Origin of the sequence: Accumulibacter sp. (genome assembly GCF_031732815.1) — a bacterium.
Taxonomy (GTDB): domain Bacteria; phylum Pseudomonadota; class Gammaproteobacteria; order Burkholderiales; family Rhodocyclaceae; genus Accumulibacter.
The window spans coordinates 14428-40774 of sequence record NZ_JAVMKF010000316.1; the positions used below are offsets into that span (position 1 = coordinate 14428).

Annotated in this window: 27 protein-coding genes; 20 read left to right on the forward strand and 7 right to left on the reverse strand. The window is 64.1% G+C overall.

The features are described from left to right. Window positions 1-347 precede the first annotated feature (347 nt). Genes hemW through RKP46_RS19155 form a run of 5 tightly spaced genes read right to left on the reverse strand, consistent with a single transcriptional unit; the run spans window position 348 to window position 4798 of the window. On the reverse strand, window positions 348-1598 hold the full coding sequence (gene hemW, locus RKP46_RS19135) for a radical SAM family heme chaperone HemW (protein WP_311108096.1): 1251 nt from the start codon (window positions 1596-1598) through the stop codon (window positions 348-350). Between the two features lie 10 nt (window positions 1599-1608). After that, entirely contained in the window at window positions 1609-2208 is a 600-nt protein-coding gene (gene rdgB, locus RKP46_RS19140) for an RdgB/HAM1 family non-canonical purine NTP pyrophosphatase (RefSeq protein WP_311108097.1), read from the reverse strand. Continuing rightward, complete coding sequence (gene rph, locus RKP46_RS19145; protein WP_311108098.1) at window positions 2205-2921, reverse strand: ribonuclease PH; 717 nt, start codon at window positions 2919-2921, stop codon at window positions 2205-2207. The genes rdgB and rph overlap by 4 nt, the downstream gene beginning before the upstream one ends. 9 nt (window positions 2922-2930) lie before the next feature. After that, window positions 2931-3851 (reverse strand): serine/threonine-protein phosphatase, encoded by a 921-nt coding sequence (locus tag RKP46_RS19150; protein WP_311108099.1) that lies wholly within the window; start codon window positions 3849-3851, stop codon window positions 2931-2933. Beyond that, window positions 3848-4798 carry a serine/threonine-protein kinase gene (locus RKP46_RS19155; protein ID WP_311108142.1) on the reverse strand — a complete coding sequence of 317 codons (951 nt, stop codon included), beginning with the start codon at window positions 4796-4798 and terminating at the stop codon, window positions 3848-3850. Before RKP46_RS19155 ends, RKP46_RS19150 begins: the two co-directional genes overlap by 4 nt. A 104-nt stretch (window positions 4799-4902) precedes the next feature. On the opposite strand from RKP46_RS19155, the gene RKP46_RS19160 reads away from it, so the two are divergent. The 11 genes from RKP46_RS19160 (at window position 4903) to RKP46_RS19210 (ending at window position 16109) form a co-directional block, all read left to right on the forward strand. Continuing rightward, complete coding sequence (locus tag RKP46_RS19160) at window positions 4903-5769, forward strand: YicC/YloC family endoribonuclease (protein WP_311108100.1); 867 nt, start codon at window positions 4903-4905, stop codon at window positions 5767-5769. A 357-nt stretch (window positions 5770-6126) separates the two neighbouring features. Then, window positions 6127-6555, forward strand: coding sequence for a nucleoside-diphosphate kinase (gene ndk, locus RKP46_RS19165; RefSeq protein ID WP_311108101.1), 429 nt, complete (start codon window positions 6127-6129; stop codon window positions 6553-6555). 19 nt (window positions 6556-6574) lie between these two features. Then, complete coding sequence (gene rlmN, locus RKP46_RS19170) at window positions 6575-7687, forward strand: 23S rRNA (adenine(2503)-C(2))-methyltransferase RlmN (RefSeq protein WP_311108102.1); 1113 nt, start codon at window positions 6575-6577, stop codon at window positions 7685-7687. Beyond that, entirely contained in the window at window positions 7684-8484 is an 801-nt protein-coding gene (pilW, locus tag RKP46_RS19175; RefSeq protein WP_311108103.1) for a type IV pilus biogenesis/stability protein PilW, read from the forward strand. Before rlmN ends, pilW begins: the two co-directional genes overlap by 4 nt. After that, complete coding sequence (locus RKP46_RS19180; protein ID WP_311108104.1) at window positions 8481-9461, forward strand: RodZ domain-containing protein; 981 nt, start codon at window positions 8481-8483, stop codon at window positions 9459-9461. Before pilW ends, RKP46_RS19180 begins: the two co-directional genes overlap by 4 nt. Window positions 9462-9486: 25 nt before the next feature. After that, on the forward strand, window positions 9487-10731 hold the full coding sequence (gene ispG / locus RKP46_RS19185; RefSeq protein WP_311108105.1) for a flavodoxin-dependent (E)-4-hydroxy-3-methylbut-2-enyl-diphosphate synthase: 1245 nt from the start codon (window positions 9487-9489) through the stop codon (window positions 10729-10731). After that, a complete protein-coding gene (gene hisS / locus RKP46_RS19190; protein WP_311108106.1) occupies window positions 10728-12032 on the forward strand; it encodes a histidine--tRNA ligase in 1305 nt (434 codons plus the stop codon). Before ispG ends, hisS begins: the two co-directional genes overlap by 4 nt. Then, window positions 12032-12712, forward strand: a complete 681-nt coding sequence (locus tag RKP46_RS19195) for a tetratricopeptide repeat protein (RefSeq protein WP_311108107.1) — start codon at window positions 12032-12034, stop codon at window positions 12710-12712. Before hisS ends, RKP46_RS19195 begins: the two co-directional genes overlap by 1 nt. After that, entirely contained in the window at window positions 12712-13854 is a 1143-nt protein-coding gene (gene bamB, locus RKP46_RS19200) for an outer membrane protein assembly factor BamB (RefSeq protein ID WP_311108108.1), read from the forward strand. Before RKP46_RS19195 ends, bamB begins: the two co-directional genes overlap by 1 nt. Then, window positions 13851-15362 (forward strand): ribosome biogenesis GTPase Der, encoded by a 1512-nt coding sequence (gene der, locus RKP46_RS19205; RefSeq protein ID WP_311108109.1) that lies wholly within the window; start codon window positions 13851-13853, stop codon window positions 15360-15362. Before bamB ends, der begins: the two co-directional genes overlap by 4 nt. 213 nt (window positions 15363-15575) lie before the next feature. Continuing rightward, window positions 15576-16109, forward strand: coding sequence for a low molecular weight protein-tyrosine-phosphatase (locus RKP46_RS19210; protein WP_311108110.1), 534 nt, complete (start codon window positions 15576-15578; stop codon window positions 16107-16109). 202 nt (window positions 16110-16311) lie between these two features. Here RKP46_RS19210 and RKP46_RS19215 read toward each other — a convergent pair whose 3' ends face one another. Beyond that, window positions 16312-17991, reverse strand: a complete 1680-nt coding sequence (locus tag RKP46_RS19215; RefSeq protein ID WP_311108111.1) for an AMP-binding protein — start codon at window positions 17989-17991, stop codon at window positions 16312-16314. A gap of 192 nt (window positions 17992-18183) precedes the next feature. Here RKP46_RS19215 and RKP46_RS19220 point away from each other — a divergent pair, with 192 nt between their 5' ends. From RKP46_RS19220 to RKP46_RS19260, 9 genes are all read left to right on the forward strand, one after another. Continuing rightward, window positions 18184-19221: a quinone-dependent dihydroorotate dehydrogenase gene (locus RKP46_RS19220; RefSeq protein ID WP_311108112.1), complete on the forward strand. Its 1038-nt coding sequence runs from the start codon at window positions 18184-18186 to the stop codon at window positions 19219-19221. A 102-nt stretch (window positions 19222-19323) separates the two neighbouring features. Further along, complete coding sequence (rsxA, locus tag RKP46_RS19225; RefSeq protein ID WP_311108113.1) at window positions 19324-19908, forward strand: electron transport complex subunit RsxA; 585 nt, start codon at window positions 19324-19326, stop codon at window positions 19906-19908. Then, window positions 19905-20447, forward strand: a complete 543-nt coding sequence (gene rsxB / locus RKP46_RS19230) for an electron transport complex subunit RsxB (protein WP_311108114.1) — start codon at window positions 19905-19907, stop codon at window positions 20445-20447. The genes rsxA and rsxB overlap by 4 nt, the downstream gene beginning before the upstream one ends. A 10-nt stretch (window positions 20448-20457) precedes the next feature. Then, window positions 20458-22230, forward strand: coding sequence for an electron transport complex subunit RsxC (rsxC, locus tag RKP46_RS19235; RefSeq protein WP_311108115.1), 1773 nt, complete (start codon window positions 20458-20460; stop codon window positions 22228-22230). Between the two features lie 3 nt (window positions 22231-22233). Continuing rightward, window positions 22234-23256 carry an RnfABCDGE type electron transport complex subunit D gene (locus RKP46_RS19240; protein WP_311108116.1) on the forward strand — a complete coding sequence of 341 codons (1023 nt, stop codon included), beginning with the start codon at window positions 22234-22236 and terminating at the stop codon, window positions 23254-23256. After that, a complete protein-coding gene (gene rsxG, locus RKP46_RS19245; RefSeq protein ID WP_311108117.1) occupies window positions 23253-23942 on the forward strand; it encodes an electron transport complex subunit RsxG in 690 nt (229 codons plus the stop codon). Before RKP46_RS19240 ends, rsxG begins: the two co-directional genes overlap by 4 nt. Then, window positions 23926-24621, forward strand: a complete 696-nt coding sequence (locus RKP46_RS19250) for an electron transport complex subunit E (RefSeq protein ID WP_311108118.1) — start codon at window positions 23926-23928, stop codon at window positions 24619-24621. Before rsxG ends, RKP46_RS19250 begins: the two co-directional genes overlap by 17 nt. 1 nt (window position 24622) lies before the next feature. Further along, complete coding sequence (nth, locus tag RKP46_RS19255; protein ID WP_311108143.1) at window positions 24623-25297, forward strand: endonuclease III; 675 nt, start codon at window positions 24623-24625, stop codon at window positions 25295-25297. After that, entirely contained in the window at window positions 25290-25718 is a 429-nt protein-coding gene (locus RKP46_RS19260) for a DUF1841 family protein (RefSeq protein ID WP_311108119.1), read from the forward strand. Before nth ends, RKP46_RS19260 begins: the two co-directional genes overlap by 8 nt. Here the strand turns inward: RKP46_RS19260 and mobA are convergent. Continuing rightward, the gene (gene mobA / locus RKP46_RS19265; RefSeq protein WP_311108120.1) at window positions 25682-26344 is read right to left on the reverse strand and encodes a molybdenum cofactor guanylyltransferase MobA; all 663 of its coding nucleotides are present in this window, start codon (window positions 26342-26344) and stop codon (window positions 25682-25684) included. The two genes, RKP46_RS19260 and mobA, sit on opposite strands and share 37 nt — an antisense overlap. Window positions 26345-26347 lie beyond the last annotated feature (3 nt).

A 26347-nucleotide genomic window follows, 5' to 3' on the forward strand; every position in this document is an offset into this window, starting at 1 on the left:
ACTGCGCTCACCGGCTCAGGCTTGCTCTCATCGAGTGCCGGCGCGGCTGGCCAGTGATCTCGGCCGGCATCTGGGTGCGGCATGCGGCGCAGGCCAATTCGCGCCGCCGCATTTGCGCAGTCGTCACCGCGCGGATGTTGCGCCAAGCCGTGAGAGCAGCACCAACGGCAGCTTGGCGATGGCTGTAGCGCGCCGGAGCAGACACGGCAGCGGCTCGCGCGCTAGCTGGCTCGCGGGTAGTCTATACGCCGCTTCCTGAAATGCAAGCTGGATGAAACACGCGGGCCAGGGGCGCCGGCTGGCGAACTCGCGCGCGCCGCCGGCCTCTGGCGAAAAAGCGCGGCGCTCTACGGCGATTTCGGCAGGAAGCCGGCAAGCAGGCGGTTGAGGAAGCGCCGCCCCCGATCAGTCGGCGCGATGCGCTGACCGCTACGCTCGAGCAGCCCGGTGCGTTCTGCCTGCTGCAGCGCGGCTTCGATCTGCGCCAGCGATTGACCGGTGCGCGCTGCGAACAACGGCGCTTCGAAGCCGCCGAGCAGACGCAGCGCGTTCATCATGAACTCGACCGGCAGGTCGCCCGGCGAAATGCGGTGCTCTTCTTGCACCGGCTGGCCAACGGCGACCTGTGCAAGATACGTTTGCGGCTGCTTCCAGCGCATCTGCCGGAGCACGCGCTCGGGCAGCGTGAGCTTGCTGTGCGCACCGGCACCGATGCCCAGATAGTCGCCAAAGTGCCAGTAGTTCAGATTATGCCGGCATTCGTAGCCGCTGCGCGCGAAGGCCGCAGTTTCGTAGTGGACGTAGGCCGCTGCGGCCAGTTCGCCTTCGATCGCATCCTGCATGTCGGCGCAGGCGTCAGCGTCGGGCAAGGCCGGCGGGCGCGCGGCAAAAGCGGTATTCGGTTCGATCGTCAGTTGATAACACGACAGATGCGGCGGCGCGTAGGCGAGCGCTGTGCGCAGATCGGCGATCGCCTGGTCGAGCGTTTGTCCGGGCAGCCCGTACATCAGATCGAGGTTGAAGTTGTCGAAGTGCCGGGCAGCCGTTTCGATGGCCCATCTGGCCTGCTTGCCGTTGTGGATGCGTCCGAGGGCAAGCAGGTGTCCGTCAGCGAAACTCTGAATGCCGAGCGACAGCCGATTGACGCCGGCCGCGCGATAGGCGGCAAAATTCGCCGCGTCTACGCTTTCCGGGTTGGCTTCCAGCGTGATTTCCGCGTTCGGCAGCACGCTCAGGCGGCTGCGCAGCCCGCCGAGCAGTGTGTCGACGGCGGCTGCCGAGAGCAGGCTGGGCGTCCCGCCGCCGAAGAAGATGCTGCCGACGCGACGGCCCCAGATCAGCGGCACGGCCTGCTCGAGATCGGCGAGCAAGGCAGCGACGTAGTCCTCTTCGGGAAGCGCGGGGGCGCCCGCGGCGCCGGATCGCGTCGGCCAGGCATGCGAATTGAAATCGCAGTAAGGGCATTTCTGCCGGCACCAGGGAAAGTGAACGTACAGCGCGAGCGGAACTGGCGCCAAATGGCGCGGCGCTTCGACCTGGCTGGGCGACGCGGAAAGCACCTGGAGCGGAATGACCGGGCGCGCCGGGCGGCCCGTCATCCTCGCTCCGTCATGCGCGCACGCCGCGCAGGCGCTCGACCAAGCGGGCAAGTGCCTGCCCGCGGTGTGAGCGACGGTTCTTCTCGGCCGCTTCGAGTTCGGCTGCAGTCTTGCCGAGTTCGGGCAGGAAGAAGACCGGGTCGTAACCAAAGCCGTCGTCGCCGCGCGGCGCGGCGAGAATCTCGCCGGGCCATTCGCCTTCGGCGATGATCGGCTGCGGGTCGTCGGCGTGGCGTACGAAAACGATCAGCGCGACGAAGCGGGCGCTGCGTGGCGTGCCGGCGGGCAGTGCGGCGAGCTCGCCGAGCAATCGGGCGTTGTTGCGTTCGTCGGTCCGTGGTTCACCGGCGTAGCGCGCCGACTGCACCCCGGGTGCACCGCCGAGCGCGTCGACGCAGAGGCCGGAGTCGTCGGCAAGCGCCGGCAGGCCGCTCAGACGCGCCGCCTGGCGCGCTTTGGCGAGGGCATTCTCGACGAAGGTGCAGTGGGGTTCCGCAGCTTCCGGGATAGCGAGCTCGCCTTGCGGTACGAGCGTCCAGCCCAGCGGTGCCAGGATGGCATCAAGTTCCCGCAGCTTTTTGGTGTTGTTCGAAGCAAGGACGAGTTTCATCGTGCGAGGGCTTGGCGTTGGTGATCGAAAAGCTGGTTGATTCCGCTTGCCGCGAGATCGAGCAACTGATTGAGCTGCTGACGCGAGAAAGGCTCGCCTTCGGCCGTCCCCTGGACTTCGACGATCCCCTGGCTGCCAGTCATGACGACGTTCATGTCGGTGTCACAGGCAGCGTCCTCGGCGTAGTCGAGGTCGAGCACGGGCAGACCATTGCAGATGCCGACCGAAACAGCGGCGACCTGGTCGCGCAAGGGATTCTCGCTCAGCTTGCCGAGGCTCTGCAAGTGTCGACACGCGTCGTCGAGCGCCAGCCAGGCGCCGGTGATCGACGCGCAACGCGTTCCGCCGTCGGCTTGCAGGACATCGCAGTCGAGTGTGATCTGTCGTTCGCCAAGCGCCTTCAGGTCGACCACCGCGCGCAGCGCGCGCCCGATCAGACGCTGGATTTCCTGCGTGCGTCCGCTCTGCTTGCCTTTCGTCGCTTCGCGTCCGGAGCGCGTGTGCGTCGAGCGTGGCAGCATGCCGTATTCGGCGGTCACCCAGCCCTGTCCTTTGCCACGCAGGAAGGGCGGAAGCACGTCCTCGACGCTGGCGGTGCACAGCACGCGGGTGCCGCCGATCTCGATCAGCACCGAACCTTCGGCATGGCAGGTAAACCGGCGCGTGATGCGCACCGGGCGGAGTTGGGCGGGCTGACGCTGACTGGGGCGCACGGTGTCTTCCTACCGGGAGTACTTCTGGATGGCCGTTCTGATTTCTTCGATCGCGTTTTCGATTTCGGCGTCAGTCAGCTCGCTTTTCTGATTCGGTGCTCGGCCGAATTCGCTCAGTCGGGTCGTCACCGTATCGCGCGGCATGGTTTTCGTCGACACGATGCTGCTCCCGCCACTGCTCTCGTCGATGTAGGTGTCTTCCCAGCGGACGGCGATGATCGAAAGATTGTCGGCGTGCAGTCCGCTGCGGGTTTCCGCCTGGTTGAGCAGGACCGGAATGCTGCGCATCAGGTTGGCCGTGTGCAACGAGCGGGCCAGCAGATCGCCCGACAAGCCGCTCCACACACCGTCGGTGCACAGGACGATCAGATCGCCGGCCTCCAGCGTCGTCTTGCGCGAAAACTCTATCTCCGGCGACTGCTGGCCACCCAGGCAACCGTAGATCTTGTTCCGGTCGACGTGCCCGGCCATCTGTTCCTCGCTGATCAGGCCCTGGTCGACCAGAATCTGGACGCGCGAGTGGTCCTTGGTCCGCGTCAGCACGCGACCGGCGCGCATCAGGTAAAGGCGAGAGTCGCCAGAGTGGGCCCAGTAGGCGATGTTGCTCTGCACGATGCAGGCGATGCAGGTCGTGCGCGGCGAATCCTTCAACTGGTGCCGCCCGGCGAAATCGAGGATGGCGCGATGCGCATTGAGCATGCCCTTCTGCAGGAAGAGGAAGGGATCACGCAAGCGAGGCTTCGACTCGCGCTGAAACGCTTCGGTCAGCGTCTGGACGGCAATCTGCGCCGCGACCTCGCCGAAATAGTGGCCCCCCATGCCGTCGGCGACGACCATCAGCAAGGCGTCGCGCGAGTAGCAGTGCGCCAGCCGGTCCTCGTTGTTGTTGCGCTTGCCGGTGCGCGTTTCCTGATAGATGGTGAATTTCATTCGCTCTTCATTTTTCTTAGCTTACCGACGACCTGGGTCAGCCATGTCTCCTTCGGCTGCGGCTGCGGCACGACAACGGGTTCGGTGAGCGCCTTCTGCAAGGCAAATGCGCTCTGCGGACGGTAGCGGTGGTTCAAGCACAGGCACCAGTCGATCGTCTCCAGCAGTTGGTCGGAAAACTGACCCTCCCAGCGTACCATGGCCGGCGCCAGGCGATCCTTCTCCAGGCGGCTGTCGGCAGGTTGCGGTGTGCCGCCAGCGATACAGGCGTACATCGAAGCGCCGACGCTGTAGATGTCGCTCCACGGGCCGAGCAGGTCCCGGTGACTGTAATGCTCGGGCGAGGCGAAGCCCGGCGTGTACATCGGCTTGAGCATCGGCGTGTCGCAGGTCAGCGTCTGGCGCGCTGCACCAAAGTCGATGAGCACCGGCACATGGTTGTTGCGCATGTAGATGTTTGCCGGTTTGAGGTCCAGATGCAGGAGGCGACGCGAGTGCACCTCGCGCAAGCCATTGAGCATCTTGGTAAACACATTGCGGAGGAAGTTCTCGGTGACGCTCGCCCGGTTCTTCTGGATGATTTCCTGCAGCGTCCGTCCGTGTTCGTACTCCATCACCATGTAGACCGTCTCATTGGCGCGGAAAAAATTCAGCACGCGCACTACATTCGGGTGCGACAGACCGGCCAGCGCCCGTCCCTCCTCGAAAAAACACTTCATGCCGTAGCGAAAAGCGGGCAGGTGATCCTCGGCGATAATTGGCGAAGTGCGACCCTCGCCGCGCAGTGCCAGCGTGTTCGGCAGGTATTCCTTGATGGCCACGCGCTTGCCGTGCGAATCCGTGGCAAGATAGACGATGGAAAAGCCACCCAGCGACAGTTGTTGCTCAATGCTGTATTCGTCGAGCTTGAAACCGGCTGGAAGAGGGTGGTTCGCTTGTTGCACCATTGGCGTCAAAGCTATCATTGGCCTTTTTCAGGCATTGTCCGGTTTTTCGGGGGCGGCTGTAAAGCTGCTTGTCATTGCCAACCTTGCACGAGTCAGGAATCCCGATGATTTACAGTATGACCGGCTATGCCGCAAAGACCCGTGCCGCCCCGGGCGGTGTCCTTCACGTCGAGCTGAAAAGCGTCAACTCACGTTACCTTGACTGTCTCTTCCGTGTCTGTGACGAACTGCGCCTGGTCGAGCCGGCACTGCGCGAACTCGTCGGTACCCGATTGACGCGGGGTAAGCTCGAGTGTCGCGTCAGTTTTGCCAGCGGAGCAGGGGGCGGGGCGTCGGCAACGCTCAACGCTGATGTGCTCGATCGCTTGCGCTCCTGTGAGCAGCGTGTGCGCAGCGTCCTGCCGCTCGCCACGCCACTGAGTGTTGCCGACATCCTGCGCTGGCCGGGGGTTTTCGGCGACGATACGCTCGACCTGGCGACGCTTGCCCCTGCCTGCCTGGCGCTCGCCGCCGATACGCTGGACGAGCTGAATGCCTGTCGAGCGCGCGAAGGCGAGAAGATGGCCGAGGCGCTGAGCCAACGCGTCGCGCGCATGCGCGCCTTGTTGCGTGCGGTCGAACCGCGCATACCCGAGGCCCAGGCAGCTTTCGCCGAGCGGCTCAGGCAACGCCTGCTGGAGGTCGTCGAGGCTGCCGACGGTGAGCGCATGCGGCAGGAAGTCGCCTTCTTTGCTGCGCGGATCGATGTTGCCGAGGAACTTACACGACTTGCCGCGCACCTCGACGAGGTCGAGCGCGTTCTGGCTGCAGGTGGGGCAAGCGGCAAGCGGCTGGATTTTCTGATGCAGGAGTTGAACCGCGAAGCCAATACGCTGGCCTCCAAGTCGCTGGTGGCTGAGGTTTCGCAAACTGCAATCGAGTTCAAGCTGCTGATTGAGCAAATGCGCGAGCAGGTGCAGAACATCGAGTGAGATTTCACCGGCGCCTCTTGACCCCCCCAAGGGCCGCCGTGCCAACCCCGGAGCTCGCTTCATCGATTTACACGCGCGGCTGATGCGACTCGCGCCTTCGCGCACATACCCGGTTGAGGCGCCGCCCGGCGAAGCCGCGCTCGCCGCCTGCGCGGCACAGGCGGGTCCGGCTGTCGGTGTTGGCAACGGCGTGCAACGGCGCCCGAACCAAGCGCAGCGCGCCCGGACGACCGCTTGGCCCCATCGATGCCGGCAATTCCGGCATGACCGGGGCGACTGTTGGTATAATCTCGGATTAGGTTTCTAGAGACATGATTTGCCGTTCTTTTTCGTCCACCCCAATTGGGAGAGTTGCTCATGGCTAGCGAACGTACCCTGTCAATCATCAAGCCCGATGCCGTTGCCAAGAACGTCATCGGGAAGATCTATTCCCGCTTCGAATCGAATGGCCTGAAGATCGTTGCCGCGAAGATGGCCTGGCTGTCGCCGCAGGAGGCCGGTGCTTTCTATGCCGTGCATAAGGAGCGTCCGTTCTTCAAGGACCTCGTGTCCTTCATGATCTCGGGTCCGGTGATGATCCAGGTGCTGGAAGGCGAGAACGCCATTGCCAAGAACCGCGAATTGATGGGCGCGACCGATCCGAAGAAGGCCGAGCCGGGAACCATACGCGCGGACTTTGCCGAGTCGATCGATGCGAACGCCGTACACGGTTCGGATGGCGAGGAAACGGCACGCACCGAGATCGCCTTCTTCTTCCCGGCGATGAGCGTCTATTCCGGCCGCTGATCGTCGACCCAGCGGGCATATGGTGATCAATCTGCTCGATTTCGATGCGGTCGGCCTGACCGGCTTTTTCGCTGAACACGGCGAGAAGGCGTTTCGCGCCCGCCAAGTTCTGCGCTGGTTGCATCGTTGCGGGCAGGCCGACTTCGCCGACATGACCGATATCGCCAGGAACCTGCGGGAAAAGCTCTCCACGCTTTCGGTCATCAGCCCGCCGGCGATCATCGCCGACCGCCTGGGTGAGGATGGAACGCGCAAGTTCCTCTTCGCGGTCGGCGGTGGCAACGCGATCGAGACGGTTTTCATTCCCGAGGTCGAGCGCGGAACCTTGTGCATCTCCACGCAGGCCGGCTGTGCGCTTGACTGCTCGTTCTGTGCAACCGGCAAGCAAGGCTTCAATCGCAACTTGAGTGTCGCCGAGATCGTCGGGCAGTTGTGGCAGGTGCGGCACGCGCTGGGTGCCTACCCGAGCCGGGAAGGCTCCGGCGAGCGGGTGATCAGCAATGTCGTGTTGATGGGTATGGGCGAACCCCTGGCCAACCTGGATAATGTCATCGTGGCCCTTCGTCTGCTGCTCGACGACAACGCCTACGGCCTCTCGCGGCGCCGGGTCACCGTATCGACTTCCGGGCTGGTCCCGGCGATCGACCGTCTGCGCGAGGAGTGCCCCGTCGCGCTGGCCGTTTCGCTGCACGCGCCGAACGATCGTCTGCGCGACGAACTGGTGCCGATCAACCGCAAGTACCCCTTGTCGAGCGTGCTGGCGGCGTGCCTGCGCTATCTCGAACGCGCGCCGCGCGATTTCATTACTTTCGAATACATCATGCTCGACGGGGTGAACGACGCCGATGCGCAGGCGCACGAACTGCTCGCGCTACTGCGCGAGGTGCCTTGCAAGCTGAACCTGATCCCCTTCAATCCATTTCCGGGCTCTTCGTATCGCCGCTCGTCGGCTGCGCGCATCCGGCGTTTTGCCGACATACTGCTGGCCGCTGGCGTCGTCACGACGACCCGCAAGACGCGCGGTGACGACATTGCCGCTGCCTGCGGGCAGTTGGCCGGCCAGGTGCGCGATCGCACGCAGCGCACACGGCAACACCCGGTCCAGCTTGTCTACAACGGCCAACTGCAATGACCAGGGCGGTGCTGATCCTGCTCCTCGCGCTGTCGCTCAGCGCGTGCTCAACCGGTGCACTGACGCCGGGTGGTCGGACGAAACCCGATGAGGCAAGCGATTCGCGCACGCCGACGGCTCCACGCGACACGCGAACGCGTGCCAAGCTGCATGTCGAACTGGGCTCGCTCTATCTGCAGGAAGGCCAGCTTGCGGTGGCACTGGAAGAACTGCTGATTGCCATCTCAATCGATCCCGACTACGCCAAGGCCTACAATACCCGTGGCCTCGCCCATTACTACATCAAGGAAATGGAGCTGGCCGAGCGCGACTTTCAGCGCGCGCTGCGCCTCGAACCGAACGATCCCGAGATCCACAACAACTACGGATGGTTTCTCTGCCAGATCGGTCGCGAGAAGGAAGGCATCGCTTTCTTTCAGCGGGCAATCCGCAATCCCTTGTATGCGACGCCCGACAAGGCGTATCTGAATGCTGGTGCGTGTTACACCCGGCTCGGCAATCTTGCGCAAGCCGAGGATTTCGTTCAGCACAGTCTGCGCATCCACCCGGACAACCCGGCCGGCCTGCTGCAGTTGGCAGAGATCAGCTATCGTCGGGGCGACTTCGCCCTCGCCCGGCAGCAGATGCAGAGCGTGCTCAGCCCCGCCGAGCCCGGTGCCGACGCGCTGTGGCTGATCGTTCGCATCGAGCGCAACCTGGGCAACCGTCAGGCGGAAGCGCGCTACGCCAGCCAATTGAAACGGAGGTTTCCGTTGTCGAGCGAGACTCAGGAACTGCTGAAAGGCAACTTCGAATGAGTGAAGAAACCCGATTCTCCCATGCCGGGGGAGAAAAGACGACAGCGATCGGTATTGCCGATCCGCTGTCCGCAGACCAGGTGCTACCGGCGAACGCCGATGTCGGCGGTGTTGGGCAACGCTTGCGCCGGACACGCGAAGCGCGCAACCTGAGCATCGCCGAAGCCGCGCAGTCGCTCAAACTGGCGCCGCGACAGGTTGAAGCCTTGGAAGCCGAGGAATGGTCGGCCTTGCCCGGCAATACGATGATCCGCGGTTTCGTGCGCAACTACGCACGCTTGCTCGGACTGGATTCGGAAGCGCTGATGCACGCGCTTGACGCGGCGCAACTGCAGCAGACGCCCAGACTCGAGGCCTCGGCGGGAACCAGCGCCAGCTTGCCGCATGTTGCCAACCGGGTCGAGCGGCGCGACTTTCTGGCCATCGTCGGTGGACTGCTGCTTCTCGTTCTCGCCCTTCTCATCTACTTCTATGTCCCACCTGAGGCCTGGCACGAGAGGATGAGCGGCATGATCAGCAGTTTCGGCCGGTCAGCGCCGGCTGAACGCACGCCCGCACCGACGGAGGTGCGGCCGGCCGCGGAAGCGCCGACAACCGTCCAGGCCACAACTCAGCAAGCGAGCGCACTGCCCGCCAGCGGCGAATCGGTCACCCCGGTAATAGCGCCAAACGCAACCGTCCTCTCGTCGGAGGCGACGACGTCTGGCAAACCCATAGTGAGCAGCGAGTCTCAACCAGCCGCCAACCGGCTCAAGTTCACCTTTGGCCAGGCCGCCTGGCTGCAGGTGCGCGATGGCCGCGGACAGGTCATCGTGGCGGACAATAATCCGGCTGGCAGTCAGCGTGAGGTCGAAGGGCAACCGCCCTTTGCACTCGTCGTTGGCAACGCGACGCAGGTCAGACTCGAGTACCAGGGGCGCACGATCGACCTGGCGCCACACAGCAAGGGCGAGGTCGCGCGCCTGAATGTCGAATGAACGGCAAGTCGCCGACGAGGCCGGCGTGAGCGGCGGGTTCCCGATCGGCGGGCAGCGGCCGACCCGGCAGGTCCGTGTCGGGCAGACGATGATCGGTGGCGGTTCGCCGGTCCTCATCCAATCGATGACAAACACCGATACCGCTGACGCGCTGCGCACGGCGATCCAGTGCGCCGAACTGGCGCGCGCTGGTTCGGAGTGGGTGCGGATCACCGTGAACACCGCGGAAGCCGCGCTCGCCGTACCCAAAATTCGTGCGCATCTCGACCGCATGGGAATCGACGCACCGCTGATTGGCGATTTTCATTACAACGGCCATCGTCTGCTCAGCGACCATCCCGGCTGTGCGGAAACACTTGCCAAGTACCGGATCAATCCGGGCAACGTCGGGCACGGGCGAAAGCGCGACGAGCAGTTTGCGCAGATGATCGAACTGGCCTGCCGTTACGGCAAGCCAGTGCGCATCGGGGTGAACTGGGGCAGCCTCGACCAGGATCTGCTGGCGCGCATCATGGACGAGAACGCCAGTCGTGCACAGCCGATGCCCGCGCTTGAGGTGATGCGCACGGCTATGGTTGCCTCGGCGCTCGAGTCGGCCGCGCGGGCCGAGGAAATCGGCCTGGGCGGCGACCAGATCGTCCTTTCGTGCAAGGTTTCCGGGGTGCAGGATCTGATCGCCATCTATCGCGAACTGGCGCGGCGCTGCGACTACCCGCTGCACCTGGGTCTGACCGAGGCCGGCATGGGTTCAAAGGGAATCGTCGCCTCGACGGCGGCGATGGCCGTTCTGCTGCAGGAGGGCATAGGCGACACGATCCGCGTTTCGCTGACGCCCGAGCCGGGCGGGCAGCGGACGCACGAGGTCATCGTCGCGCAGGAGATGTTGCAGACGATGGGGCTGCGCGCGTTCACGCCGATGGTCGTTGCCTGCCCTGGGTGCGGCCGCACGACAAGCAGTTTCTTTCAGGAACTTGCGCAATCGATTCAGGCGCACGTGCGGGCAAAGATGCCACAGTGGCGAATCGAGCACGACGGCGTCGAGAGCATGACGCTGGCCGTCATGGGCTGCGTCGTCAATGGTCCCGGGGAGAGCAAGCACGCCAACATCGGAATCAGCTTACCCGGGACCGGTGAAGCGCCAGCAGCTCCCGTATTTGTGGACGGCGTCAAGAGTGTGACGCTACGTGGCGAACATATCGCGGAGGAGTTTACCGCCATCGTCGACGCGTATGTCGCGCGCACCTATCGGAGGAAGTTGTCCGACCAATGAACTCGCCAAAGATTCAGTCCGTCCGCGGGATGAACGACATCCTGCCCGATGAGGCGGAGTTCTGGGAACTTTTCGAAGACACCGTCCGTAGCTGGCTGAAGCGCTACGCTTACCGGCCGATCCGGCTACCGATCGTCGAACCGACGCCGCTCTTCCGGCGGGCGATCGGCGAGGTCACCGACATCGTCGAAAAGGAAATGTACTCCTTCGTCGACAGCCTGAACGGTGAGTTGCTGACCTTGCGCCCGGAAGGAACCGCCGGTTGCGTGCGTGCGGCCATTCAGCACAATCTGGTCGCCCAGCAGGCGCAGCGCCTCTGGTACATGGGCCAGATGTTTCGCCACGAAAGACCACAGAAGGGCCGTTACCGGCAGTTCAACCAGGTTGGCGTCGAAGCGCTCGGCCTGCCCGGACCGGACATCGATGGCGAGCAGATCCTGATGGGCGCGCGTTTGTGGGCGGATCTCGGCCTCGACGGGATCAGCCTGCAGATCAATACGCTTGGCCAGCCCGACGAACGCGCCCGGCATCGCAGCGAACTCATTGCCTACCTCACGCGCAACGAACAGGCGCTCGATGACGATTCCCGCCGACGCCTGCAGAGCAATCCGCTGCGCATTCTCGACAGCAAGAATCCGGCGCTGCACGACTTGCTGCAGGGCGCGCCGCGCCTGATCGATCACCTCGGCGGCGAGTCGCGAGCCCACTTTGACGGCGTCCAGCAAGTGCTGCACGATGCCGGCCAGGCCTTTGTCATCAATCCGCGCTTGGTGCGCGGGCTGGACTACTATAACCTGACGGTTTTTGAGTGGGTTACCGATCGTCTCGGGGCGCAGGGAACGGTCTGTGCCGGCGGGCGCTACGACGGGCTGGTCGAACAGTTGGGTGGCAAGCCGACGCCCGCTTGCGGTTTTGCCCTGGGTGTTGAACGTTTGCTGGCGCTGGTTCGCGACGCCGGCGGTGCGACCCAGAGCGATGCTGTCGAGGTCTACCTGGTGCATCAGGGGAGCGCCGCCTCACGCTTTGCCGTGCGCGTTGCCGAGCGTCTACGCGATCAGGGAATCAGCGTCCTCTTTCACTGCGGTGGTGGCAGTTTCAAGGCGCAGATGAAGAAGGCCGATGCCTCCGGCGCAATCTTCGCGGTCATCATTGGCGACGACGAAGCAGCAGCCGACGAGGTGACGCTCAAGCCGCTGCGCGGCGCCTTCGCGCCAGCGGCGGGACAGCAACGCATCGCTGCCGACGACGTCGGCGACGCAATCAGAAATTATCTACTGGATCTGGATCGGGATGAGTGTTGATGGCTACGTATGACCTCGAAGAGCAGGAGCAGATCGCCGAACTGAAGGCGTGGTGGAAGCAGTACGGCAACCTGGTGACGATCGTGGCGACCATTGCTTCGCTGGGCGTCATCGCCTGGCAGGGGTGGAACTGGTATCAGCGTAATCAGGCGGTACAGGCCTCGGCCGCTTACGCCGTCCTGCAGAAAGCGGTGCTCGACAACGACGCACAGCGAATCAAGGCGGCCAGCGGCGAACTGCTCGAGAAGTACGGCGGTACGACGTATGCCGTGTTGGCGGCACTGAAGGCGGCGCATGTGGCGAGCACAGCAAATGACGTAAAGACTGCCAAGCTGCAGTTGCAGTGGGTCGCCGAGCACGCCAGCGATGATCTGCGCGATCTGGCGCGTTTGCGCCTGGCCACCTTGCTGATCGACGAGAAGGCCTACGACGAAGCCCTGACACAACTCGGCCAGGCGACGGCTGGCGGTTTCGCGGCGCGCGTTGCCGAGGTGCGCGGCGACGTGTTGGCTGCGCAGGGGAAGAGGGCGGAAGCACGCACCGCGTATCAGGCGGCGCTGACTCGTCTCGACGAAGGGGCGAAGAAAGGCGGCGGGGCTGGCGTGCAGGATCGGCAGACGGCCGCCGCCTATCGCGAACTCGTCGAGCAGAAGCTTGATGCGCAAGGGGAGAGCGGTTGATGAAGCGGGCAGCCGCCGTTCTCTTGCTGGGCTTGCTGAGCAGCGGGTGTTCGCTGCTCGACGCATTGAATCCCTTTTCCGGCAGTGGCCCCAAGATGGCCTCGCTGGAGCCGATACAGGCGACGGTGGCGGCGCGCGTCCTCTGGCAGTACGATGTCGGCAAGTCCGCTGGCCAGGCGTTCGTGCCGGCCGTCGTCCGGTCGTCGGTTTACGCGGCGGCAGCGAACGGCACGATCGCCCGCCTGGACGACGGGCAGGCAAGCTGGCGGATCAAGGCCGAGCGGCCTTTGTCGGGCGGTGTTGCGGCTGACGAGCGGATGCTCGTCGTCGGCTCGCCCAAGGGCGAAGTACTCGCTTTTGCCGCAGCCGACGGCAAGCTGCTGTGGAAGACCTCGACCAACAGCGAGATCATCGCGCCGCCGGTCCTTGCCCCGGGGCTGGTCATCGTGCGCAGCGGCGACCACCGGCTGACCGCCTACGATGCCTTCGACGGCAAGCGCAAGTGGATCTACCAGCGGCCGAACCCGCCCCTTTCGCTGCGTGTCACGGCACCTCCCGTGCTGGTCGACAAATACCTCTTCGTTGGATTTCCTGGCGGCAAGCTGATCGCCTTGGGGCTCGACAACGGAGCGCCCTTGTGGGAAGGAACGGTTGCACTGCCAAAGGGAGCAACCGAACTCGACCGGATTGCCGACGTGACGAGCGTTCCGGTGATCGATGGTCGCACCGTCTGCGCGGCGGCGTATCAGGGACGTGTCGCGTGTTTCGACCTCGGTTCGGGCAACCTGATGTGGACGCGCGACATCTCCAGTGCCGCCGGGCTCGCGCTCGATAGCCGCTACGTGTTTGTGGCGGACGATAAGGGAGCTTTGCATGCCTTGGACCGGGCCAGCGGGGCAAGCATATGGAAACAGGACAAGCTCTTCCTGCGCCGGCTGACCGCGCCGCTGGTCGTCTCCGGCCTGCTGGCAGTCGCCGATGTGCAGGGGACGGTGCACTTCCTGAACCGCGAGGATGGTTCATTCGCCGCACGCGTGCGCAGCGATGGAAGTCCGGTACTGGCGGCGCCGCAGCTTTCCGGAACGAGGGATGTCATTCTGCAGACGAGCGCTGGCAGCGTCCTCGCGATAGGCGTCGAGTGAAGCCCAATATCGTGCTTGTCGGCCGGCCGAACGTCGGCAAATCGACCTTGTTCAACCGCCTGACGCGTACCCGCGATGCCTTGGTGGCTGACCTGCCCGGCCTGACGCGCGACCGGCACTACGGCCATGGTCGGCTTGGCGGCAAACCCTTCCTGGTGATCGATACCGGCGGTTTCGAGCCCCTGGCGAAAGAGGGGATCAGCTACCAGATGGCACGCCAGACCGAACAGGCGATCGACGAGGCGGATGTGGTCATTCTGGTCGTCGATGGACGCAGTGGCGTCACCGCGCTCGACCAGGAGATCGCCATCCGCTTGCGCAGGTCCGGGCAACGCGTCCTGGTCGCAGTAAACAAGGCAGAAGGCATGAATGCGGCGGTCGCCGGGGCCGATTTCCACGAGTTGGGTCTGGGCGAGCCACTGGCGATTTCCGCGGCGCACGGGGCTGGTGTTGGCGGCTTGCTCGAGGCGGCGCTCGCTCCCTTCGCCCAGGCGCAGGAGGAAGCTGAGGCCGACTCAGCGATCCGGGTGGCCATTGTCGGGCGGCCGAACGTTGGCAAGAGCACGATGGTCAACGCGCTGCTCGGCGAGGAGCGAGTGATTGCCTTCGACCAGCCAGGAACGACGCGCGACTCGATCGTCATCGACTTCGAGCGCGACGGCCGCCGTTATGCGTTGATCGATACGGCCGGCTTGCGGCGCCGCGGCAAGGTTTTTGAAACAATCGAGAAGTTCTCGGTGATCAAGACTCTGCAGGCGATCGAAGGGGCCCAGGTGGTCATCCTCGTGCTCGACGCGCGGCAGGACATTGCGGATCAGGACGCGCATATCGCGGCGTTCATCCGCGAGGCGGGCCGCGCGCTGGTCGTCGCAGTCAACAAGTGGGATGAGCTTGACTCGTATCGTCGCCAGCAGATCAAGGAAACGCTGGAGAAGCAGCTCGCTTTCATCGATTTTGCTCGTTTCCACTACGTTTCTGCGCTACGCGGGCACGGTCTGGCAGCGCTCTTCCGCTCGGTCGACGCCGCCTATCGCGCCGCCACCGCCGAGCTGCCGACACCGAAGCTGACGCGCGCGCTGATCGACGCGGTTGCCCGCCAGGCGCCACCGCGCAGCGGTCAGTTTCGCCCGAAGCTGCGTTACGCACATCAGGGCGGCCGCAATCCACCGCTGATCGTCATCCACGGCAACGCTCTCGACAAGGTTCCCGAGTCGTATCGTCGCTATCTCGAGCACACTTTCCGCAGCGTTTTCGAGTTGCAGGGGACACCGCTGCGCATACAGTTCAACGTGTCGAGCAATCCCTTTGCCGGCGAGAAGCACGACGAGCGCGGCAAGACGGAGAGGAGCGGCAAGGGAGCGACGGGTGGGCGTCCGGCGAGCGAGCAAGGCGCACGGGCGAGCACCGCTCACCCCCAGCGCAGCACGAAGCCGCGCCCACCGGGAGCGGGCGTCGCCGGCACAATGAAGTCGCCCGCGCGAACGAAGCTGCCGACGCGCAAGCCTTGACCAGCGGCACGAGCCTGCCGCTGACCCGGCCCTGGCGGCGCCGGGCGGGCGCAGCACGCCGGCCGCCATGCAACGGCGGGCCGGCCACCGAACGCTCGTCCGTTGGCGAGTTTCGGAAAAGAAGCAATTCATTATAAGATACGCGTGAACAGGCGGTGCCGTCCGCGCGAGCCGGCGCGGCGCCGAAGTGGAAACGAAACTGGAAGGTCGAGGGTGATCAAGGTTCTATTCGTCTGCATGGGAAACATCTGCCGCTCGCCGACTGCAGAGGGCGTCTTCCGCCATCTCCTGCGCCAGAAAAACCTTGAGGACAAGGTCGAGGTGGATTCTGCCGGAACGCACGGCTACCACGTTGGCGAGGCTCCCGATCAACGAACGCAGAGGGCCGCCGCGAGCCGCAGTTACGATCTCTCCGACATGCGCGCGCGCAAGGTTGCCGCACAGGACCTCGATTATTTCGACCTTATCCTGGCCATGGATCAGAACAACCTCGATGCCTTGAAGCGCATCTGTCCGCCCGAGAAGCATGAGCGCCTCGGTCTGTTCATGAGCTACTCGAAGAATTTCGACGACGACGAAGTCCCCGATCCCTACTACGGTCTGGGGCACGGCTTTGACCTCGTGCTCGACATGATCGAAGACGCGGCGAGCGGATTGCTCGAGGGGATCGAGCAACAACTCCACGGCAAGGCGGGCGAGACGCGCGGCGAAGATCAACTCGGCGCCAAGCTCGATCGCCCGGCCTGAGCGCTGGACGATAAGCCGTCACCTCCTGGCCCCGCCTACGACCGGCGCTGGCGCGAGCCGCTCGGTCAAGCTCAGCCTGTCGCCATCCGTCGGTCAAATTGGACCAGGCGGCGGCGCCAAATCTGCCGCCGCGCTGGCCAGCGACACGGCAGACTCGGCTTTGTCCCGGTCAGGTGGTCATTCGCTCGAGGCGCGGGATGACTCAGAAGTCGAAATCGTCTTCGTAGTACTCGAAGGCGCCACGCTGCGGAGCAGCCGCCTTGTCCTGCTCGCCCTTGCGCAGTTCGACCCGGCGAATCTTGCCCGAGATGGTCTTCGGCAATTCGCCGAACTCGATTCGCCGGACGCGTTTGTAAGGCGAAAGGCGGCTGCGCAGGAAGACGAAGATGTCACGCGCCAGTTCGCGGCTGGGCTCGTGGCCCGTGCGTAGCGTCAGAAAGGCTTTCGGAACGGCCAGCCGAAGCGGGTCTGGGCTCGGTACGACGGCAGCTTCAGCGACGGCCTCGTGCTCGATCAGAACACTCTCCAGCTCGAAGGGGCTGATTCGGTAATCGGAAGCCTTGAACACATCGTCGGCGCGCCCGACGTAGGTGATGTAGCCGTCAGCATCGACCGACGCGGTATCGCCGGTGTGATAGAAACCGTCGCGCATTACCTCGGCCGTCTTTTCCGGATCATCGGCATAGGAAATCATCAGACCAAGCGGGCGGGCGCTGAGGTCGAGGCAGATTTCACCTTCATCCGAGACATTACCGTCGCTGTCGACCAGGCGAACCTGGTAGCCCGGCATCGGTCGTCCCATCGAACCCAGTTTGACCGGCTGCCCCGGCGAGTTTCCGACCTGTGCCGTCGTCTCGGTCTGGCCAAAACCATCGCGCAGCGTGATTCCCCAGGCGTCCTTGACCTGGTCGATGACTTCCGGATTGAGCGGTTCGCCAGCGCCGATCAATTCGCGCACTTTGACCGGGTACTTGCCCAGGTCTTCCTGAATCAGCATGCGCCAGACGGTCGGCGGGGCGCACAGCGTGGTCACCGAACAGCGCACCAGCGTGTCGAGAATCGCTGACGCAGCGAAGCGTGAGTAGTTGAAGATGAAGATCGTTGCGCCCGCATTCCACGGCGCGAAGAAACAACTCCAGGCATGTTTCGCCCAGCCCGGAGAGCTGATGTTCCAATGCACATCGCCAGGCTGCAAGCCGAGCCAGTACATCGTCGACAGATGGCCGACCGGATAGCTCTGATGACTGTGCAGTACGAGCTTGGGCTTGGATGTCGTGCCGGAAGTAAAGTAAAGCAGCATCGGGTCGGTCGCCAGCGTCGCTCCGTCCGGCTGGAAGTCGCTCGACTCCTGGTAGGCATCTTCCAGCGCCTGCCAGCCGGCCACCACGCCGCCAACCGTGATGCGCGAGTAGTTGCCCGGCAGGCTGGCGAACTTGTCGGCGTGCGTATGACCGATGATGACATGGCGGACCTGACCACGGTCAAGGCGGTCACGCAGATCGTCCGGCGCCAGCAGCGTCGTCGCCGGCGTCAGGACGGCGCCAAGTTTGAAGGCGGCGAGCATGGTGTCCCAGAGCGCGACTTCATTGCCGAGCATCATCAGAATGCGATCGCCGCGCCGCACGCCTTGCCGGCGCAACCAGTTGGCGACCTGATTCGATCGGGCGGACATCTGGGCAAAAGACATTGTCTGTTCCGATCCGTCCTCGTTGACCACCCATAGCGCCCGCCGATCATTACCGGCAGCCATCACGTCAAAGTAGTCGATGGCCCAGTTGAACTCGGTCAGTTCCGGCCACTTGAAACCGTCGTAGGCGGTCTGATAGTCGGTACGGTGCGCCAGAAGGAAGTCACGTGCCTGCACGAAAGCGGAATACGACATGGTTGGTCCTTTCTCGTTGATGAAATCGGGGAACAGCAACGCAGCATTGTAAGTGACTTCGGCTTGCACATCAGTGCGTCGAGACGCTCAGGCCCACGAAAAGCCGTTCCCGGCGCGACGCGCAGCAGCGCTACCCATCGGCGAGCGAAAACGCTGATCGCTCGGCATGTTGCAATGCGGTAGAATGTGTACATGTTCTATCCGCTGATTCGTCGCTTCTTTTTTTCGCTCGACGCGGAAACGGCGCACCTGCTCGGGCTGGCCGGTGTCGACCTGCTTGCGGCGACGCGTGCCGGGTGTCTGCTGGCGGGCGACGTTCCAGTCGACCCGCTGCGCGTGATGGGTCTCGACTTCCCGAATCGCGTCGGTCTGGCCGCCGGTCTGGACAAGAACGGCGCTCACATCGACGCGCTGGCTGCCCTTGGCTTCGGCTTCCTCGAGGTCGGGACGGTGACGCCACGCGCACAGCCGGGAAACCCACGCCCGCGCCTCTTTCGCATTCCGCAGCAGCGCGCGATCATCAATCGCATGGGCTTCAATAATGACGGCGTCGACCGCTTGCTGGCCAATGTGGCCGGCAGCCGCTTCAAGCGCGGCGGCGGTATCGTCGGCATCAATATCGGAAAGAACTTCGACACACCGATCGAGCAGGCGGCCGACGACTATCTGATCTGTCTCGAACGCGTCTATTCGACAGCCAGTTACGTCGCGATCAACATTTCCAGTCCGAACACGAAAAACTTGCGCGAGTTGCAGAAGGACGACGCGCTCGCTGCCTTGCTGGCTCGCCTGAAAACGGCGCAAATCAGGCTGGCCGAGGTGCACGGCAGCTACGTGCCCCTCGCGCTGAAGATCGCACCCGACCTGGAAGAGGGGCAGATCCGGCTGATCGCCGACTTGCTGCGCCGGCATCGGATCGATGCCGTCATTGCCACCAATACGACGATCGCGCGCAGCGGTGTCGAGGGTCTGCCGAACTCCGAGGAGGCGGGAGGCCTTTCCGGGCAGCCCCTGTTCGCGCGCTCGACCGCGGTCGTCGGCCAGTTGGCGGCGGCCTTGGCGGGCGAACTGCCGATCATCGGCGTCGGCGGGATCATGAGCGGCGCCGATGCCGCCGCAAAGATCGCTGCCGGAGCCAGCCTCGTCCAGTTTTACACCGGCTTCGTCTATCGCGGGCCGCAACTCGTCGGCGAAGCGGCCAAGGCGATTGCTGCCCTGCGTCAGGGATGACCGCAGCTCGCTCGGCAGCGGTCGCCAAGCTTGCGCACCGGGCTCGCGCCCGGGATAATCTCTGCGCTTCACCACGTGCTGCCCAGCGTCCATGCCACAGCCATGACTCACTATTTGTTCATCATCGTCGGCGCCGTCCTGGTCAATAACGTCGTTCTCGTCAAGATTCTCGGTCTGTGTCCGTTCATGGGCGTCTCGAAGAAGCTGGACACGGCCTTCGGGATGGGTGCGGCGACCACTTTCGTGCTCACCGTGGCAACGGGAGCAAGCTACGTCATCGACCATTACTTGTTGATGCCTTTCGGGCTCGAATACCTGCGCACGCTGTCGTTCATCGTGACCATCGCGGCGATCGTCCAGCTGACCGAGATGGTCATTCAGAAGACCAGTCCGCTCTTGCACCAGGTGCTGGGTATTTACCTGCCGCTGATCACGACCAACTGCGCCGTTCTCGGGGTGCCGCTGCTGAACGTCGCCAACGATTTCAATTTCGTCGAGTCGCTGCTTTTTGGAGCGGGCAGCGCGGCAGGTTTCTCGCTTGTTCTCGTCCTTTTCGCCGGGATTCGCGAGCGCATCGAAGGAGCAGACGTACCGGTCTACTTTCGCGGGGCAGCGATCGCGATGGTCACCGCCGGGCTGATGAGCTTGGCTTTCATGGGCTTTGTCGGTCTGGACAAGTATCAATGATCGCCAGCCTGGCCATCATGGCGCTGGGTGCCATCGTTCTCGGCGCGGCGCTCGGCTACGCCTCGATCAAGTTCAAGGTCGAGGGTGACCCGCTGGTCGAAAAGATCGATGCCATTCTGCCGCAGACGCAGTGCGGCCAGTGTGGTTACCCTGGCTGCAAGCCCTACGCCGAGGCGATCTCTTCCGGCGAAGCAGAAATCAACCTCTGTCCCCCGGGCGGCATGGACGGCGTACGCAAGCTGGCAGATCTGCTCGGGCGCGAGGTCAAACCACTGGTCGCCGAGGAGAAGCCGAAGCAGGTGGCGATCATCGACGAACAGACGTGCATCGGCTGCACGCTCTGCATTCAGGCATGTCCAGTGGACGCCATCGTCGGGGCTGCGAAGCAGATGCACACGATCATCGGGCCGCTGTGCACGGGTTGCGAACTGTGTATCCCGCCCTGTCCGGTCGAATGTATCCGCATGGAGCCATTGAGCGAGAACCTCGAAAACTGGAAATGGAAGTACCCGGTCGTCGCCATCCGGCGGGCTGCCTAGGGCCGCGCTGATGCTGCAGCGACTGTTCAGCTTCAAAGGCGGCGTCAAGCCGCAGACCGGCAAGAGCCCGTCGGTACAGGAAGCAATCGGCCTCGCGCCCTTGCCCGAGCGCTTCTACGTGCCTTTGCACCAGAGCATTGGCGGGGCGGCCAATCCGCTCGTCCGCCCGGGCGAGACAGTGGGCAAAGGCCAGTTGATCGGGGGTGCAGACGGCTGGATGTCGTCCGCCGTGCACGCGCCGACCTCGGGTCGTGTCCTGGCGATCGAAGACCATGTCGCGACGCACCCCTCGGGCTTGTCGACGCTGAGCGTCGTCATCGAGCCCGATGGCAGCGACGAATGGGTGGAGCGCAAGCCCATCGACTACCGTCGTCTGCCACCCGAACGCGTGCGCGAGATGTTGCGCGACGCCGGAGTCGTCGGCCTGGGCGGTGCGGTCTTTCCCAGCCACGCCAAACTGACGCCGGCAAAGTCCGTGACGGTAGAAGATCTGGTCATCAATGGCGCCGAGTGTGAGCCCTTCATGACCTGCGACGACATGCTGATGCGCGAGCGGGCCGACGAGACGGTACGCGGGATTGCCATCTTTCGCGAGTTGCTGGCGGCGCAGCGCGTGCTGATTGGCATCGAGGACAACAAGCCGGAAGCAATCGCCGCAATGCGCGCTGCGGTCGAGCGCCTGCAGCTCGATTATGCGGTCGTTGCTGTTCCGACGCGCTATCCGGCGGGCGGCGCCAAGCAGTTGATCCGCGTGCTGACCGGCAAGGAAGTGCCGGCCAGTCGGCGGTCTACCGAACTCGGTGTGCAATGCTTCAACGTGGCTACGGTTTACACGGCGTACCGCGCGCTCGAGTTCGGCGAGCCGGTCATTTCGCGCACCGTCACGCTTACCGGCAACGTCGCTCATCCGCGCAATTGGGACGTCCGGATCGGGACGCCGCTGCGCGAGTTCGTCGCCCTCGCTGAGCCGCGGCACGATACCAACGCTTTTCTGATGGGTGGCCCAATGATGGGCTTTGCCCTGCCCAGCCTCGACGCGCCAGTGGTCAAGGCGACCAATTGCATCATTGCTGGATCGGCCGGGCTCTTTCCGCCGAATCCGCCCGAGATGCCGTGCATCCGTTGCGGAGCGTGCGCTGAGGCGTGTCCGCACGAGTTGCAGCCGTTCGAGCTGTACTGGTTTTCGCGGGCCAGGATCTTCGGCAAGACGCAGGAGTATCACATCTTCGACTGCATCGAGTGCGGCTGCTGCAGCTATGTCTGCCCGTCGCACATTCCGCTCGTGCAGTATTTTCGTTTTGCCAAGAGCGAAATCTGGGCGCGCGAGCGCGAAAAGAAGGCTGCCGACGCCGCCAAAGCGCGTTTTGAACTGCGCAACGCGCGCGAAGAGCGCGAGAAGGAAGAAAAGGCTGAGCGGCTGGCGAAAGCCGCTGCCGCCAAGGCGGCTGAACGCAAGGCTGGGGCGCTGCCCGCGGGCGACGAGGCCGAAGGCAGCCCGCGCGCGCGCGGCGCACACGACACGCCGCCGGCTACCGTCGATGCTGCCGGCAGCGCCGGCACGCTTGACGCTGAAGCGCTGAAAAGGGCGACCATCCAGGCCGCGATGGAACGTGCCCGCGCCCAACGCGCGGAACAGGCGGCGAGGAATATCGACTCGCTCACACCAGCGCAGGCAAAGGAAATCGCAGCCGTCGACGCGCGACGGGCACGCCTGGCAAGCGCCACCGGCGCCCCGCCTGCGCCACCGGAAAGCCCGCTGGATAAGGCCGCATCAGGCGATTGAGCGATGGATTTTTCGACTCCCCCATACCTCCTGCTTGAGCGTACCAGCGTGCGGCGGATCATGCTGCAGGTGCTGATCGGCCTGCTCCCGGGAATCGCTGCCTACGTCTGGCTGATCGGGCCGATCATCCTGTTCCAGTTATTGCTGGCAACGGCCGCGGCGCTGTGCGGCGAAGCCGTGATGCTTCGCCTGCGCAGCCGACCGATGGCGCTCTTTCTCACCGACGGTAGCGCGGTAGTCACCGCCTGGCTGGTCGCGCTGACCTTTCCGCCGATGGCGCCATGGTGGTTGGTCGTCGTCGGCACCCTGTTCGCCATTGTGATTGCCAAGCACCTGTACGGCGGACTGGGCCAGAACCCGTTCAATCCAGCAATGGTTGCTTTCGCCGCGTGCATCGTCTCGTTTCCGGCCCTGATGTCGCAATGGCCGGTGCTCGGCCTGCAACTCTCGCTACGCGAACAGTTCGAGCTGGTTGCCGGATTGGCGCCACGCGTCGACGTGATGAGCGGCGCGACGCCGCTCGATGCGATCAAGACAGCGCTGAAAATGAGCGAGGGAAACATCGATGTGCCGACGCTGCTCGCCACGCAGGAGGTCTTTGGCAACTTTGCCGGGCGCGGGTGGGAATGGGTGACTACCGGCTACCTGCTTGGTGGCCTCTGGCTATGGCAGCGCAAGGTGATCGGCTGGCAAACACCACTTGCTTTCATTGCCGGCCTGTCGCTGCTCGCCGCCGCCCTCTGGGCCTGGCGTCCGGAGCATTTCGCCAATCCCTTGTTCCATCTCTTTTCCGGCGGCGCGATGCTGGGTGCCTTCTTCATCGTTACCGATCCGGTATCGGGTTGTACGACCGCCCGCGGGAAGCTTGTTTTCGGCTTTGCCGCGGGGGTTCTCGCTTACGTCATCCGCGTCTTTGCCGGTTATCCGGATGGCGTCGCTTTCGCGGTTCTGTTGATGAACCTGTGTGTACCCTTGATCGACATGTACACCCAGCCACCGATCTTCGGCATGAAGGAAAAGAGGTGACATCGCCGGCGAAGACGCCGACGCCGCTCAGGATGGCCGTGCGCACGGCGCTCATCCTGTTTCTCTTCGTCACCGCGTTCACCGGGCTGCTGGCAGCTGCCTATCAGTGGACGCGACCCGCCGTCGAGGCGGCGGCGGCGGCGGAGAAGATGAAACTGATCGGCGAGGTGCTTCCCCCCGAGCTCTATGACAATGACTTTCTCAGGGATGTCCTGACACTGGCGCCGACGCCGGAGCTTGGCCTGGAGCAGGAATCGACGGCCTATCGGGCACGCCGGCAGGGCGCGATCACGGCGCTGGTGTTCGAGGCCGTTGCCCCGGACGGCTACTCAGGCAAGATCCGCCTGCTGATCGCCGTGACTGCTGATGGCCGGCTGCTCGGCGTACGCGTCACCCAGCACAAGGAAACGCCCGGTCTGGGCGATTACATCGAGCCGCGCAAGGATAAGAACAAGGAACGTCCATGGATTCGACAATTCGACGGCCTGTCGCTGGCCGCCCTGGGCGAGCGCGACTGGCGCGTCAAGAAGGATGGCGGGCGCTTCGACTCGCTCGCCGGAGCGACGATCACGCCACGTGCCGTCATCCGCGCCGTGCACAAGGCCTTGCAGCACGTTGCGAAACGCCGCGCGGAGTGGTTTGCCGACGGCACCCGACAGGAGAAGAGCGATGATCAGCCGCGCTGAGTTCAAGGAAATCCGGAATAACGGCGTCTGGCACCAGAACACCAGCCTGGTGCAGATCCTCGGCCTCTGCCCGTTGCTCGCGGTGACCAGCAACATGGTCAACGGCGTCATGCTCTCGCTGGCAACGATACTGGTCATGGCGATTGCCAACGTTGCGGTTGCCGCCTTGCGCAATCTGATTCCGCACGAGATCCGCATTCCGGTTTTCATCCTGATCGTCGCTGCCTTGGTGACCGTTGTCGACCTGGTGTTCAACGCTCAGTTTCATGAGCTGTACCAGGTGCTCGGCATCTTCATTCCGTTGATTGTCACGAACTGCATCGTACTCGCGCGCGTCGAGGCTTTTGCCAATCGGAATCCACCGCTGCAGGCGGCCTTCGACGGGGTGTTCATGGGTGTCGGGATGCTGTGGACGCTGGCGCTGCTCGGCGGCCTGCGCGAATTCATCGCCGGCGGTACGCTGTTCGCGGGTATCGACATGGTCATTCCGGCACTCCGTCCGTGGCAGATCCTGCCGGAGGATTATCCTGGTTTCCTGCTTGCCATCCTGCCGCCTGGGGCTTTCATCGTGCTGGGCTGCTTGATTGCCTGGAAGAACTGGGTCGAAGCGCGGGCGGCGGCGCGGCGCAGCCGAGGCCAGCCGGCAACAACGCTGAGCAACCTGGCGGGGGGTGCCTGAGATGGTCGATTCGCCCTGCCTGAGTGCGGCCGACATCGGCCGGGTCTTTGCCCGCTTGCGCGCGGAAAACGAGCAACCGGAGACCGAACTCGAATTCGCAACGCCCTTTCAATTGCTGATCGCGGTCATCTTGTCGGCGCAGGCGACCGACAAGAGCGTCAACCAGGCGACGCGCACGCTCTTTGCCGCGGCCCCGACACCAGCCGCCATGCTGGCTCTTGGCGAAGCTGGTTTGCTGCCCTATATCAATCGGATCGGACTCTTTCGAAGCAAAGCGAAGAACGTCATCGCAAGCTGTCGGCAACTGCTCGAGAAGCACGCCGGCGAGGTCCCGGCTACGCGAGAAGCGCTTGAAGCCTTGCCCGGCGTCGGACGGAAAACGGCGAATGTCGTTCTCAACGTCGCTTTTGGCGAAGCGACGATCGCCGTCGACACGCACATTTTTCGTGTTGCCCGGCGGATCGGTCTGGCCAGCGGAAAGACGCCGCTGGCGGTCGAACTCGAGTTGCTGCAGCGTGTTCCCGAGGAGTTCCGCCGTTCCGCGCACCATTGGCTGATCCTGCATGGGCGCTACGTCTGTAAGGCGCGCCGGCCGGAATGTGCGCGCTGTTGTCTTGCCGATCTCTGCGCGGAGTACGCTGCGGCCGGCCAAACGCTCGTGTCGTCAGATGTTTAATCCAACGCGAGCGCAGGTGCGCGAGTTCTTCTGCGCGGCGTGGAGGAAACACCGCGAGCGCTCGCTGCTCGAAGGCGCCGAGGCGACTGCGGTCGACGTGATCATCCGCCATCCCGAGTACCATGCGCTACTCGCCGACCCGGAACTGGCCGCCGCACAGGAATACCTTCCCGAGGGCGGACAGCTCAACCCGTTTCTTCATTTGTCGCTGCATCTGGCGATTGCCGAACAATTGAGCATCGACCAGCCGCCGGGAATCCGCGCCGCGTTTCAGGCCCTGGCCGCGCGCCTTGACCCGCACGCGGCAGAACACCGCATCCTCGAATGCCTGGGCGAAGCCCTCTGGCGCGCGCAAAGGGAGCGCACGACAATCGACGCCGTCGCCTATCTCGAGTGCGTGTGGCGCGCAGCGAAAGGCTGAAGCTGATCCGCAGCGGCGGCATCGACGCCGTCCTGCCCAGCCACGCCACTCGCCAAGCAAGCGAGATCGTCGAAGGTATTGACGTTGCAGAAAGCCTCGGCCTGGTCGTCAAAGGCGACTTCGCACGCGCTTACCGTGCGGTACCAGAGGCCGGGCTGTCGGCCGCCGTCTTGCAGGAAGGTGGTCAGATGCGGCAGCAGGGCGCGCCGGCAAAGGCAGAATATCGGTTGACGCTGCGCCAGGGTTCGAGCGTGTGCGAGGTCGCACCCCTCGCTGGCCAGCGCGTGGTAGAGGCGCTCGACCAGATCGGCGGGGAGCAGCGGCGAGTCACACGGAACGCAGGCGACCAGCGGATTCGCCGCGCTGGCCAAAGCCGCGTGCAAACCGGCCAGCGGACCGGCGAAACCCGGGATGCGGTCGCCGATGACCGGGTAACCCAGACCCGCGTAAACGGCGAGTTCACGATTGGCGTTGATCAGCAATTCGTCGACTTGCGGCCGCAGGCGCTCGACGACCCATTGCACGAGCGGCTTGCCGGCGAGCAACTGCAATCCTTTGTCGGCGCCGCCCATGCGGCGGGCGAGTCCGCCTGCCAGCACCACTCCGCTGATCAGCGGGCGGCTCACCGG